The organism is Microcystis aeruginosa LEGE 91341, from assembly GCF_015206885.1.
Lineage (GTDB): Bacteria > Cyanobacteriota > Cyanobacteriia > Cyanobacteriales > Microcystaceae > Microcystis > Microcystis aeruginosa_H.
In genome coordinates, this window is the sequence record NZ_JADEXY010000001.1 from 1 (window position 1) to 12,847 (window position 12,847).

General features: G+C 41.4%; 10 protein-coding genes. 6 read left to right on the forward strand and 4 right to left on the reverse strand.

The annotated features are described in order from the left end of the window. Nucleotides 1-131 precede the first annotated feature (131 nt). Nucleotides 132-2,531, reverse strand: a complete 2,400-nt coding sequence (locus tag IQ234_RS00005) for an ATP-binding cassette domain-containing protein (RefSeq protein ID WP_193955546.1) — start codon at nt 2,529-2,531, stop codon at nt 132-134. A gap of 190 nt (nt 2,532-2,721) precedes the next feature. On the opposite strand from IQ234_RS00005, the gene sir reads away from it, so the two are divergent. The 3 genes from sir (at nt 2,722) to IQ234_RS00020 (ending at nt 7,131) form a co-directional block, all read left to right on the forward strand. Continuing rightward, the gene (gene sir, locus IQ234_RS00010; RefSeq protein ID WP_193955547.1) at nt 2,722-4,659 is read left to right on the forward strand and encodes a sulfite reductase, ferredoxin dependent; all 1,938 of its coding nucleotides are present in this window, start codon (nt 2,722-2,724) and stop codon (nt 4,657-4,659) included. A 178-nt stretch (nt 4,660-4,837) separates the two neighbouring features. Next, a complete protein-coding gene (locus tag IQ234_RS00015) occupies nt 4,838-6,049 on the forward strand; it encodes a DUF262 domain-containing protein (RefSeq protein ID WP_193955548.1) in 1,212 nt (403 codons plus the stop codon). 2 nt (nt 6,050-6,051) lie between these two features. Then, nucleotides 6,052-7,131 carry an MAE_28990/MAE_18760 family HEPN-like nuclease gene (locus IQ234_RS00020; RefSeq protein WP_193955549.1) on the forward strand — a complete coding sequence of 360 codons (1,080 nt, stop codon included), beginning with the start codon at nt 6,052-6,054 and terminating at the stop codon, nt 7,129-7,131. Nucleotides 7,132-7,242: 111 nt separating this feature from the next. On the opposite strand, the gene IQ234_RS00025 is transcribed toward IQ234_RS00020, so the two are convergent. Beyond that, entirely contained in the window at nt 7,243-8,172 is a 930-nt protein-coding gene (locus tag IQ234_RS00025; RefSeq protein ID WP_193955550.1) for an NAD(P)H-dependent glycerol-3-phosphate dehydrogenase, read from the reverse strand. A gap of 267 nt (nt 8,173-8,439) precedes the next feature. Here IQ234_RS00025 and IQ234_RS00030 point away from each other — a divergent pair, with 267 nt between their 5' ends. After that, a complete protein-coding gene (locus IQ234_RS00030) occupies nt 8,440-8,871 on the forward strand; it encodes an NUDIX domain-containing protein (protein ID WP_008200727.1) in 432 nt (143 codons plus the stop codon). 61 nt (nt 8,872-8,932) lie between these two features. Here IQ234_RS00030 and IQ234_RS00035 read toward each other — a convergent pair whose 3' ends face one another. Next, entirely contained in the window at nt 8,933-10,150 is a 1,218-nt protein-coding gene (locus IQ234_RS00035; protein ID WP_193955551.1) for an ABC transporter permease, read from the reverse strand. Between the two features lie 159 nt (nt 10,151-10,309). Beyond that, entirely contained in the window at nt 10,310-11,794 is a 1,485-nt protein-coding gene (locus IQ234_RS00040) for an efflux RND transporter periplasmic adaptor subunit (RefSeq protein ID WP_193955552.1), read from the reverse strand. Between IQ234_RS00040 and IQ234_RS00045 the strand changes: the two genes are divergently transcribed. Both IQ234_RS00045 and IQ234_RS00050 read left to right on the forward strand, forming a co-directional pair. Then, complete coding sequence (locus IQ234_RS00045; protein WP_002740204.1) at nt 11,736-11,882, forward strand: hypothetical protein; 147 nt, start codon at nt 11,736-11,738, stop codon at nt 11,880-11,882. The genes IQ234_RS00040 and IQ234_RS00045 overlap by 59 nt on opposite strands. 34 nt (nt 11,883-11,916) lie before the next feature. Then, the gene (locus tag IQ234_RS00050) at nt 11,917-12,798 is read left to right on the forward strand and encodes a tetratricopeptide repeat protein (protein WP_193955553.1); all 882 of its coding nucleotides are present in this window, start codon (nt 11,917-11,919) and stop codon (nt 12,796-12,798) included. The last annotated feature ends 49 nt before the right edge of the window (nt 12,799-12,847 follow it).

Genomic DNA, 12,847 nt, shown 5'->3' on the forward strand with positions numbered 1-12,847 from the left:
TCATAATTCATAATTCATAATTCATAATTCATAATTCATAATTCATAATTCATAATTCATAATTCATAATTCATAATTCATAATTCATAATTCATAATTCATAATTCATAATTCATAATTCATAATTTAGATCACAAAATATCTTTTCTTTTTTGCAACCAATAGGTAAGGAGAAAATAAATAAGGGAATGAAGAATTAAAACTCCCCAATTCAATAACAAATTATTGATAGATAATTGATAAACCTGATTGCTATCCTCAAAGGGTAAAGGGAAATTAAAAGTATTTTGTTCTTTCGCTTCTGCAATCATAGTTTCCACCTCTACTAATACCCCGTAGGCAGCAATCGACCAGCGACTAATCATCAACCATGATAGATATTTTCCTAGACCTTCTAAGTTAAATAATACCCCAGCAAAGATAATCTGAGGGATTAAAATTAAAGGTAAGGCACTATTTGCTTGGGTGATATTATTAACGCCAGCAGAAATTAACAAACCGAGATTAATTGCCGCAAATATAGTTAAAAATGTGGTAACAAAACAGCCAATTAACCAAGTCATTAATTCCGGCTGCGGGTCAGTAAATCCCCAAAATATCACGCAGGTAATTACAATTGTTTGCAGAAAAGCTAAGGCTGCTAAAACCAGAATTTTTGAGAATAAATAGGATAATAATCCCAGATTAACTAATCTTTCTCGCTGATAAATGGCTGATTCTTTGACAATTTCCTGTAGGGAACAGGCAAAACCTACCCACAATTGCGCGCAGGTAAAAACAAAGAGAGTTTTTAATGCTAAAGGTGCCGATTGGATAACCTGATCAAAACTGGGATTATCTCCCAAAAATAAAGGATTTTTGCCACCTAAAACCATAGCCATTAAGAAAATTCCGATCGGGGCGGTTAATAGGTATAAAATTAAACTAACCTGATCACGGATAATTAATTGGCTATAGCGTTGACATAAAACCTGTAGTTGTGGCCAGAAAGATTGTTGAACCTGTTGCGGTTTACTATGATTTTGCTGAAATATTTTAGCGATTCTTGCTTCAATATTATTTTTGTAGTAGTCGGATTGTTGGAAACGTTGGCATTCTTGCTCAACTTTTTCCCTAGTTTCCAGATGAATATAAACATCAGCAAAATCTCCATGAGGTAAAGAGAAAAAATTTAAGGCCTCCCCCGGAGAACCAAAGTAACATAAATTGCCTCCTTGACCAAGAAAAACTAATCGATCGCAGAGATTGATATTATTAGTAGCATGGGTGACTAGGAGAATTGTTCTGCCTTCTTTGGCCAATTTTGCCAGCAATTCCATCATCTTTTTATCTAAACCGGGGTCTAATCCCGAGGTGGGTTCATCTAAAAAGAATAATTTGGGATTGGCTAATAATTCTACCGCAATACTTACCCTTTTTAATTGACCACCGCTTAAGTCTTTGACTAAAGTATTTCTTCTTTCTAACAATTCCACCTGCTGCAGGGTTTTCTCGATCACTTCTTGGCAATTAATATCCGGAGGTAGCCTTAATTTAGAAGCGTAATATAACACTTCTCCCACGGTTAAATCCCTGTGGACGATATCGTATTGGGGAACATAACCGATTTGGGTGCGATAGATATTAAAATTCTGGCGCAGCTCTTCCCCATTCAGATAAACAGTTCCCGAGGTGGTGGGTTCAATTCCTAATAAAGTCTTTAATAAAGTCGATTTTCCCGCACCACTTCCCCCGACAATCGCCACTAATTGACTCGGTTCGATCGGTAGGGAGATATGATTGAGAATTATCAAAGGTCGTTTCTTTTTATCCCGCACCATCCTGACGATATTTTCGGCATCCAGACGGATATTATCCCCTGTATCCAATAAAACTAAGTCATCTCCCTGCAAACGAAAACTATAGGGTCCGATTCTCACCGTACAACCATTAGTTAAAATGGCACTACCCGATACTTTTTGTCTGTCGATAAAGACTCCATTGGTGCTTTTGTCGTGGAGAATATAACGATTTTGGTTATCGCTGTCGATAATCGCGTGTTGTCGGGAAATTGTCGGTGCGTCTAAAACCACAGTGGCAGCATTATCTCGTCCTAAAACTACACTGCGATTGCTTAGGGAAACCGATTTAAAAGCTAAAGGTGGGCTTTTTACCTGTTGGTTAGGATGATAATAGGTAATCTTGACGCAATTTTTGACATCTTGACCGATATTAATCTCATCCCCATTTCGTAAAAGATAGCCCTCTTTGGGAGTAATGACGCGATTGTTGATAAAAAGTTGATTGGAACTAGGATTAGTCCCGTCTCCATCGTAGATATAGTAATCATCTCCCTGACGACGAAAACAAGCTTGGACTCGACTCACCACTGTCCAGTGTTGGGGAACAACTAAATCCACCTGTTGACCATCCCGACCCAATTTATAATTAGGACGACTTAGATTAATAGAAGGGAGAATTTCTCCCTGATTGTTAAGAATAATGTAGGGTTCTTGGCTAATAACCGTTTTAATGTTAGGAGAATTGGTCATAAAAATTCGATCGGTAGATGGCGTTCGCGGGGGACAGTAAGAAGTTAAGATAGAATTAATGTCTCGATCGCTACTGTAAACCTCAGAGTCTGGAACGAACTCTAGAGATCATGTTAGTAAAACTTCTTAGGATCGATCGAGCTTGTCTAAATTCCTAAGACCTATCCACAGGTTATCGTGCTGTTAGACGATGGTTACAACTCCTATTTCTCCTACCGCCAAGGTTTCTAAAGTCGAAGGTATCAAAGAACGCAGTAATTATCTACGAGAACCTTTGGCCAGTGAACTCCTCGAAGATACAACCCATTTTACCGATGCGGCGGTGCAGATCCTCAAATTTCACGGTTCCTATCAACAGGATAATCGCGACAATAGAGCCAAAGGTCAAGAAAAAGACTATCAAATGATGTTGCGTACCCGCAGTCCGGGGGGGTTTATTCCCGCGCAACTATATCTTACCCTCGATAGTTTGTCCGATCGCTACGGTAACGGCACTTTACGCGTGACAACCCGCCAAGGCTTCCAATTACACGGCATTTTAAAGAAAAATCTCAAAGCAACCCTCGGGGAAATTATCCGCAGTATGGGATCCACTTTAGCGGCCTGTGGTGATGTTAACCGCAATGTCACCGCACCGCCAGCCCCCTACAAAAATCGCCCCGAATACGGCTATGCTTGGGAATATGCCAATAATATCGCCGATTTGCTCACTCCCCAAACTGGAGCTTACTACGAAATTTGGCTCGATGGCGAAAAAGTGATCAGTGCAGAAGAAGCGCCAGAAGTCAAGGCATCGAGACAAAAAGATACAAATGGCATTAACAAAAACGATCCGATCGAACCGATCTACGGTCAACATTATATGCCCCGTAAGTTCAAGATGGGTGTCACCGTGCCGGGAGACAACTCCATCGATATCTACACCAATGACATCGGTTTAGTGGTGATTACCGACGCAAACGGTCAATTACAGGGTTTTAACGTCCTTGCGGGGGGTGGACTGGGAAGAACCCACAATAAGGAAGAAACTTTCCCCAGAATGGCCGATGCGATCGGTTATGTGAGTAAAGAGGAGGTATATGATCTAGTAAAAGCGATCGTGGCAACCCAAAGGGATTACGGAGATCGCGGCGATCGTCGTCATGCGAGAATGAAATATATCCTCGAAGAATGGGGAGTAGAAAAATTCCGCAGCACTGTTGAGGGTTATTTCGGCCAAAAAATTGCCCCCTACCAACCCCTCCCCGATTGGGAATATCAAGACTTTTTGGGATGGAATGAACAGGGAGACGGAAAATTATTTTTTGGTCTTCACGTAGAAAATGGCCGGGTCAAAAATGAAGGCAGTTTTCAGCTAAAAACCGCCTTAAAAGTGATTATCGAGCGTTTTCAGTTGCCCATGCGCTTGACGGCTAACCATAATATCATTCTCTACGAAATTGAACCCAAAGATCAGCAAGCGATCGAGGCGATCCTGAAAGAACACGGAATTATCACCAATCCCGCCGAAATTGACCCTTTAACCCGTTATTCCATGGCCTGTCCCGCTTGGCCCACCTGTGGATTAGCGATTACCGAGTCAGAAAGAATTTTACCCAGCGTGATTGAACGCATTCGCACCCTGCTTAATCGCTTAGGATTATCCAAAGAGGAATTTGTCATCCGCATGACAGGATGTCCCAATGGCTGCGCGCGTCCCTATATGGCAGAATTAGGATTTGTGGGTAGCGCTCCCAATTCCTACCAACTCTGGTTAGGGGGAACAGCCGATCAAACTCGACTAGCGCGCCCCTATTTGGATAAAATGGCGATCGATGATCTAGAAAAGGTCTTAGAACCGATTTTCGTTTACTTCCAACAGGAGCAACAAAATAACGAAACCTTCGGAGAATTCTGTCATCGAGTCAATTTCCCTGCTTTACAAGCATTTTCAGCCACCTACACACCTAAAATGACCGAAACTACTACCACTGAATCAAAACCCAAACGCGTGCGTAAAAATCAAAACCGTGTCAGCGTCCCCGATGATATGTTTGTCCGTCTCAAGGAAGCTTCGGAAACGGAAAAACGGCCGATGAATCAAATCATCAATGAGGCGCTAGAGGCCTATTTCAGCCAAAAATCCTAATCAGTTATCAGTTAACAGTTATCAGTGACCAGTTGTCAATTTAAGAGAATTAACTTTTGGGAGTTATCTGGGAAGATTACCAATAACTCTTAATTCTCGTATATATCCTCAGTCTATGCTTAAAAATGAATGAGGGAAGTTCCGGTCATATCAATTTGTACCCCTCTGGTGGGAAATTATGACAATCTCACAAACTAAAACAAATCCTTGGCAAAAACGTTCCCGAAAGGATGTTAAAAAATTATCAGATAATGAAATTAATGAAAAATATGAACAAGGTGAACGAAGAATACTATTAGAAATGAATCGAGAAAAGTTGCCTAGTTTTGCTGAGTCTTTAAATAAACCTAACTATGTGAAAAAGCGTCCTTTCTATCAGAGACGGGATCGCTGGGACGCACAAAAACAATCGAGACTGATTGAATCTTTTTTGATGAATATTCCCGTACCTCCTCTGATTCTCTATGAAACTTCCTATAACTCCTATGAAGTAATGGATGGTCAACAAAGAATCACAGCAATTGATAATTTTTATAATAACAAATTAAAATTAACAGGGTTGGATATCTGGCCTGAATTAGAAGGAAGAACCTATGAAAGTCTTCCTGCAAAAATCAAAGATGGTATCAATCGACGCGCCATTTCAACTATAGTTGTTATTACCGAGTCTCTATCGGATATAGAGGAAGCTTTATCTTTAAAACAACTGGTTTTTGAACGCCTCAATACAGGAGGTGTACGTTTGAGTCGCCAAGAAATAAGAAACTGTCTTTACTCTGGGAAATTCAATGAACTTTTATTAAAGCTTTCTGAGAATACTATTTTTGCTAAAGCTTGGGATATTCCTATTGATGATAAAGAAGAACTTAAAGAAAATGGATTTTATAAAAAGATGGAAGATGTAGAATTAATCCTCCGTTTTTTTGCCCTGAGGGATATTGATCAATATACTGGTAATTTATCTAAATATCTGGATAATTATATGATGAAAAAAAGTCTTAATTTTTCCGACGAGAATATCCAAGAGTTCGAGCAAGTATTTAACCAAACTATAGAGTTAGTATCTAACATTTATCAGGATCAGTTATTTAAGCCTTTCGATAGTAAAACCAAAACACATAAATCGAAAGCTTATAAAGTTTACTATGATGCAGTGATGATCAGTTTCAGCAACCATTTATCTGATTATCAAGAATTAATTACTAGAAAATCAGCGATAATTGATGAAACTATCAGCTTATTTACTCAAGATTCCCAGGGAATTACTCATCAAGATAAAAAATTTAAAAAAGGACTTTTCACCGGAGAAGGGGATACCAAAGATGATTTTAAAGCTCGTATTCAAATTTTTGATTCTCTGATTCAACGAGTTCTTAAGCAGAGTATTTGAGAATGTTTGAAGGACTTTTAAATAACCTAAAAGATGATATAAATACCATTCGATCAATAATTAATATCAGTGAAAAACTTAGAGAAATTATTGCGGATAATCCTTCACAACTCAACACAGAAGACTTAAAATATCTTCAAGCAAATGCTCCTTTAGGAGACAAGTGGCTAGTTAACGATCATTGTTCATCTATCACAAGGTTATATGCTCTTTACGAAAATTTTGTCGAAAATCTAGTGGGAGATTGGATTATTTTGCTGCCTCAATTATATAGTTGCTATCAAGATTTACCTGAATCTGTAAGAAATAAGCATCAGACTGGTTGTGCTACATTACTAGGCAATGAAAATAAAAGAAATTGCTTCGATTCTCTTTCAGAGAGGGACATTATCAAAAATTTATTTGATACTGAATACAAAAATACAACTAAATATAATCTCACATCAGCTGCTTTTTTGTTACATGAAGCTAATCTGAGAAAAGATCAATTAACCAGACTTTTAGTCGATGCTGGCATATCTGCAACTGATTCTTGGCAATGGATAGAAAATCATAAAAAAGTTAAGAATTTTATTGACAATAATAGTAGGGGTAGTGTGGAAAATGAATTAAAGAATTTTATAGAACTTCGTAATAATTCTGCTCATGGTAAAGAAATAGATACCGTTCTTAATGCCAATGAGTTACTACAATTATGTGATTTTGTCGAAGCTATATGTCAAGCTATGAGTGAATTAGTTCTTTATTGCTTTGTTGATAGGAAGAAAAAGATAGGAAAGCTTCAAAAGATCGGTAAAGTTGTCAATTGGTATCAACAGCAACAAGCTTGCGCTATCAAAATATCAGATGAGCCACAGGAACCCAATAAAAGACTAGAAGTTGGTAAAAAAGTTTTTTTAGTCAGTGAAAATAAAAAAATATGTCAAAATGCTATTATTGAAAGTATTCAAATTAATAAAAATGGCAAAAATACCCCTCGCCGAAGAATTCCAATAAGAGAGATAAAAGATTCTGAAATAGGCTTAAAATTTGACAAAGAAGGTCAAAAAGGATTAGAAGTTTATTTAGTTATTTCGGAATGATTGAAATGAATATAGCGTTTCTGGTAAATGTGAATTATAACTAGATTTGGCATCATTTCCCTACTCCCTAACCCTTCACGGATTACTGTTTAATGAAAAATCTCTTGTCTCTTAATCAAATTCTGCTTTTAGATCCCGACGCATTAATTCATAAACGGCAACTTGGGGAGAAATTTCCCCGCGCAAAAGACGATCAACTTGACAGGTAATCGGTACATATAAATTTTTTTCTTGGGCAATTCTCATCAAAACTTCTGTGGTATTTATTCCCTCGGCAGTTCCCTCTAATTTCGCTAAAACTTCTGGCAAAGATAAACCTAAAGCTAATTGATAACCCACTTGATAATTGCGGGATAAAGGACTATTACAGGTAGCTAATAAATCCCCTAAACCTGATAAACCGAAGAAAGTTTCTTGACAACCTCCTAGACAAGTTCCCACCCGAATTATTTCCGGTAAAGCGCGAGTTAATAGGGCAGATTTGGCATTAGTACCTAACTGTAAACCATCACAAACCCCAGAAGCGATCGCCATGACATTTTTGAGAGTGCCACCTAACTCAGTCCCCAAGGGATCGCTATTCAGATAAACCCGAAAAGATTCCCCAGATAATAATTTTTGTAACAATATTGCCGCTTTTTGCTGATAACTTGCTACCACCGTCGCAGCGGGTAAACCTTGATTAATTTCTTTAGCTAAATTGGGACCGGAAAGAACCACAAGGGGATTAGCGGGAAAAGCTTGATTCCACAGATGAAAAGGTGTACGAGTGGTGATTGGATCTAAACCCTTGGTAGCGGTGACGATAATTATGCGACAATTTAATAGTAATTGCTGTAATTTTTCGATCGTTGGAGCAACTCCTTTAATCGAAACGGCCGAAATAATTACGTCAGTATCTGCTATAATGGCTCCCAAATCTTCCCCACTATGACGCGACCAAACCCTAACAGTTAAGTGATTACGTCTAGCCAAATTAGCGAGAGTTTGTCCCCAAATTCCCCCACCTATTACCGTAATTTTCTTGGCATTTTCTAACAACTTTTATTCTCCTCCTTATTAGTGATCCCTGATCAGTGACTGGTTAGAAAGCATTCGATTTTAAGGTTATGAGTGTTAAATGAAATTATTCACCGATTACTGATAAGTAGGTAGGTGTTAAAAGTTGTCTGATCCCCCCTTATCAAGGGGGGACTAAGGGGGGATCGGCACCCCCCTTATCAAGGGGGGCAGGGGGGATCAGAGGCAAAATCTATCTTCAATTTAATTATAACTACTTACTTAACTGTTCACTGACAACTGAAAAAAATGACAACCTATCGCAATCCTGCCCCCACTGTTGATATTATCATCGAACTGATCGACTCGCCCCACCGTCCGATCGTACTAATTGAGAGAAAAAATCCGCCTTTTGGTTGGGCAATTCCGGGGGGATTCGTGGACTACGGCGAATCGGTGGAAACGGCGGCCATTCGGGAAGCTTACGAGGAAATCAGTTTAGAGGTGCAGTTAATCGAGCAATTTCACGTCTATTCCGATCCTAACCGCGATCCACGTCAACACACCATTAGTATCGTTTTTATCGCCACGGCAAAAGGAAAACCGATCGCTGCCGATGATGCCAAAAAAGTGGGGATTTTTCATCTCTGGGAATTCCCCCAACCCTTATGCTTTGATCATGATCGCATTCTCAATGATTATCGTCGTTATCGGGATTATCAAATCCGTCCCACACATTAGACCCCAACCTGGCCATAAAAGCAATCCTTGCCCAAAACCTCCCCGAAAAAACCTTAAAAAGTTATACACTTCTGAGGGCGACAATCGGCTCCAATTTAGAGGCACGATAGGCGGGAAAAACGCCAAAAAAGAGACCAATACCCGTGGAAACGCTCAAAGACAGGATGACGGCGGTGGCGGAAACAGTGGCGGATAAGGGAGAGAAACTGGAGACGAGAACGATCGCTCCTGCACCGACGAGAATACCAAGCGCACCACCGGCGATGGAAACGAGAGTTGATTCAATCAGAAATTGTAAGAGAATATCCTGTTCTCTGGCTCCGATCGCTTTTCTTAGTCCGATTTCCCCAGTTCTTTCCGAAACCGAAACGAGCATAATATTCATCACCCCGATACCACCGACAATTAGGGAAATACCAGCGATTAGAGCCAAAAGTAGGGTTAGACCCTTGGTAATCGTGCCGAAGATTTCGATCATCTGTTTAGCAGTTTCGACGCGAAAATCATCCTCAGCGACAATTTTATGGCGTAAACGCAGAAGATTCTGGATTTGGAACTTAGCGGCGCGGATTTCCTCCCCAGATCGCGCGGTGAGACTAATCCAACTCAACTCGACACCGTAGGGAGAGGTTTTGCCCACCAGTTGCGAGTTCATGGTGCTGAGGGGAATAATCAGCATTTCATCCTGATTATTGCCAAAAAAGGAGCCTTTCGCCTCTAAAATCCCGATCACCTCAAAACTGAGATTTTTGATCCGCAGCTGTTGACCGAGGGGATTTTGGGTGGGGAAAAGTTGCGCTACCACTTCACGGCCGATTACCGTTACTCGTTTGTTGCGAGCTAGATCGATTTTATTGATAAAACGACCTTTTTCTAGGGTAAAATTGCGGACAGAAGCGTATTCTGGGGTGCTTCCCGTCACTAAAGCCGTCATGTTGCGATTACGATAGGAAATCAAGAAACGAGCGTTTATTTCTGGGGCGACTTCGGCGACGGTGGCCACCTGTTCGGCGATCGCCTGAGCATCGGCTAAAACCAAGGTTTTCGGTAAATCAACGGTGGTATTGCGTGCTTGTCGCGACCCCGGCACCACAAAAAGAGTATTAGGTCCCAAGTTAGCAAACTGGTCATTGGCTAAGGTTTGCGCCCCCTGGCCAATACCGATCATGGCCACCACCGAAGCATTACCGATGATAATTCCTAGCATGGTCAGGCCGCTACGCACTTTATTGGCCCTTAGGGTGGAGACGGCCATTTTTAAACTTTCGATGATAAACATATAGGGGAATTATGAATTATGAATTATGAATTAGGAAGTGGGGTGTGGGGTGTGGGGAGAATAAATAAAATAATCTCCTGTCTCCTATCTCCTGACGACCGACGACCGACTGCTGCCCGATCATAAAAAAGACAATTTGGAGATACTTGTTAAAGAAAATTATTGAGATTTTTTATTAGTTTTTGAGGTATCTTCAGATCCTTCGGGGAGATCGATAAAGACCTTTTCTCCGGCTTCCAAACCTGATAAAATTTGGGTTTTATCGTCTAGAACCAAACCGATCGAAACGGGTTTAAAACTGGGTTTATTTTCGGCATCGGGAACTAAAACTCCTGACCTGCCTTCCCGGGTGACAATGGCTACAGTAGGCACGACCAGGGCATTATCTAACTGCTGGCCGACAAAAGTTACATCCACATTCATTTTCGATTTGAGTTTGTCCCGTCCCGTCACCAAACCGATTCTGACCTCAAAAGAAGTAACATTATTCTCGATAATTGCTTCGGGAGCCACAAGAATAACTCGACCTTCAAAGACTTCTTCAGGAAAAGCATCAGCGACAATGCGCACGGGTTGGCCGCGCTGTAATAAACCCACATCTACTTCTGGCACTTTCGCAATTACTTCCAATCCCGATGCTAGGGCGATAATCGAGGTGGAAGTGGCGGAAGCGGTACTAGAGGCCGAAGTGGTGGGAGTGACAAAAGAACCCTCGGTGGCATATTTTTGGGTGACGATGCCATCAAAGGGAGCAGTAATGACCGTATCGCGGTATTGAATCTTGATTTGCTCTAAATCGGCCCTAGCAGCCGCTACAGATGATTCTAGTCGAGCAAGCTCCGTTTCTTGGGTTTTTTGGCGTTGTTCGAGGGCAAATTTCGCTTCAGCGATCGCTGCTGCCGCTCGGATCATTTCCTGCTCAATTCCCGCTACTTCTGGGGAAGCGGTTTTATCCGCTTGTTCCAAACGGCGGATCGATTCGTCTAAGTTGGCTTTAGCATTGAGATATTCATTGAGGACGGCATCAAATTGGTCTTGAGCGATCGCCCCTTCCCGGACTAAATTTTCATTGCGTTTAATCCGGTTTTCTGCTAGTCGAAAACGGGATTGGGCCGCCTGTACCTGAGCTTGCAGCTGGTCTAAATCTTTGGGAATTCTTTCTTTGGCCTGAGCTAAACGGGCTTCTAATTGCTTATAACTGGCCTGGGCCTGATAAAATCGGGCTTGTAATTGCCGGATATCTTCGGGAATACTGCGTTTAGCCTGTTCCAGACTGGCTAGAGCTTCCCGCAGTCGCGCTTCTGACTGCATTCCTCGGGCATACACCTCTAAATTATCCATGACGGCGAGGGTTTGTCCCTTTTTAACCACCATGCCCTGATCTACCAATAATCGCACTAATCGGCCGGGGTTTTTCGGGCTAATGTTGACACTTTGGATTGGTTCCACCCTACCACTAGCTTTAATTTCCACAGCGAGGGTTTCCCGTTGAGCAGGAACGGTCATTTTCGCCAATTCTACGCCAGGAGGAGGAGTTTGCAGCAAGCGATAAGAAACCACTCCCACCGCCAGAAAACCACTAGCCATGAGTCCGAATATCCAAAATAGGGGGCGATTTGATTTTCCCAACACGGTTATTGCCATCGATCAGCCAAAAGTTAATTGGTTATATACTAACGTCTCTAGAGTTGCCTTTGTTGTTTCTTTAGCCAACAACTCCCAAGCGAGATAGACTGATTAAAAAAGGCTTATCGCAGGGGTAAACTGTGCCAAAACTTCGATTAATCATTTCTTTGCTCATTTTTTTCGTCGCTGGCAGCCCGCCAGCTTTTTCCCAAGCACTACTCCCCTACGCCATCGAACCGGAGTTAGAACAGATGGAACAAGCGGGAATTGAAATCGCCGAGGAAGCCATCCAATTGGCTCGTTTTCGTCGTACCGACGCAGCCCTCGGACGGGCTAAGTTAGCGGTGCAGTTGGCCCCCCATCTCTATCAAACTTGGTTTATTCTCGGTAGTTTATATCTGCAAGACGATCAGGTGCAACTCGGTATCGAGGCATTAAATCAATCTTTGTCCCTTGCTCCCGCCGATGCCCACGCTAATATTAAATTTTCCCTCGGTAGTGCTTATTTTCAGAATCAAGATTACCAGTCTGCTATTGCCCAGATTGAAGCGGGTTTGCAAATTAAACCCGATGTCTCCCCCGCTCTTTTTGATCTCGGTAATTCCTATCTCAAGTTAGCACAATATACCCAAGCGATCGCATCTTACGAAAAGGCTGTTAGTCAAGATAAAGATTTTTGGCCCGCTATTAATAATATTGGTTTAGTTAAATACGAACAGGGTGACAAGGAAGCGGCTCTTAAAGATTGGCGGGCTGCTTTGAAAATCGATCCTAAACAGCCAGAACCTCAGTTAGCTATTGCGGTGGCTATTTATAGTCAAGGAAAAACTGAGGAGGGCATCAAATTAGCTCAGGCAGCTCTCACTAGCGATAGTCGTTATGTCAGTCTAGAATTTTTAGGGGAAAATCTCTGGGGTCAACGTCTTCTGCAAGACACGGAGAAAATGTTTAATCATCCCAAAATGAAAGATTTTATCGCTCGTTTACCACAACCAACCCCAGAAGCCGACGAAGAAAATTAAGCTGATAGCCGCAAGCATTAAGATAACCCCTTGGTGAATTGGCTAGGAA